The organism is Streptomyces sp. NRRL F-525, from assembly GCF_000716605.1.
Classification (GTDB): Bacteria; Actinomycetota; Actinomycetes; order Streptomycetales; family Streptomycetaceae; genus Streptomyces.
On the sequence record NZ_JNXE01000108.1, the window covers coordinates 1 to 1,227 of the forward strand.

Consider the following 1,227-nt stretch of genomic DNA (forward strand, 5'->3'; position numbering starts at 1 on the left):
CTGGGAGACCTTCGAACGCGCCGGCATCGACCCCGCCACCCTGCGCGGCAGCCGGACCGGCGTCTTCACCGGCGTCATGTACAACGACTACGGCTCCCGGCTCATGACAATCGCCTCGCCCGACGGCTTCGAGGGCTATCTCGGTACGGGCAGCGCCGGCAGTGTCGCCTCGGGCCGGATCTCCTACACCTTCGGCCTTGAAGGCCCCGCGGTCACCATCGACACCGCGTGCTCGTCGTCGCTGGTGGCGCTGCACATGGCCGGGCAGGCACTGCGTACCGGCGAATGCAGCCTCGCGCTGGCCGGCGGCGTCACCCTGATGGCCACCCCGTCGATCTACGTCGAGTTCAGCCGTCAGCGCGGCCTCGCCCCCGACTGGTCCGAGGGCGTCGGACTCCTCCTGATCGAACGCCTCTCCGACGCGCAACGCAACGGCCACAACATCCTCGCGGTGATCCGCGGTTCGGCGGTCAACCAGGACGGCGCCAGCAACGGCCTCACCGCCCCCAACGGCCCCGCCCAGCAACGCGTCATCCGCCAAGCCCTCGCCAACGCCCGGCTGACAGCCGATCAGGTCGACGCGGTCGAGGCACACGGCACCGGCACCACCCTCGGCGACCCGATCGAGGCCCAGGCGCTGCTCGCCACCTACGGCAAGGACCGCCCCGCCGACAAGCCACTGATGCTCGGCTCGATCAAGTCGAACATCGGGCACACCCAGGCCGCCGCCGGCGTCGCCGGAATCATCAAGATGGTCATGGCCATGCGGCATGGCCAGCTCCCGCCCACCCTGCACGCCGAACAGCCCTCGCCGCACGTGGACTGGACAGCCGGCGCGGTCTCGCTGCTGACCGAGCCGGTGCCGTGGCAGGCGAACGGCCACCTGCGCCGCGCGGCGGTCTCCTCCTTCGGCGTCAGCGGCACCAACGCCCACGTCATCCTCGAAGAGGCCCCAACCAACGCCACTCCCGAGCTGGCGCCAGCGCCCCCGGTCGCCCTCCCGCTGCTGTTGTCGGCGAAGACCGCGCCCGCACTGCGCGACCAGGCCGACCGGCTACGGACCTACCTGCTGAACCAACCCGACCTCGAACTGGCCACGGTACGAGCCGCGTTGGCAGCCGGCCGCAGCCGGTTCGACCACCGCGCGGTACTGCTCGCCGACAACCGCGAGCAGCTGCTGACCGACCTCGACACACTGAGCAAGGGCAACACCGCACCCGGCATCGT

General features: G+C 70.9%; 1 protein-coding gene. It reads left to right on the forward strand.

Features of this window, described 5'->3' with window-relative positions; genetic code table 11:
- Nucleotides 1-1,227: beta-ketoacyl synthase N-terminal-like domain-containing protein (locus OO69_RS48065; protein ID WP_033287375.1), on the forward strand; the 1,227-nt coding region annotated here is incomplete at both ends.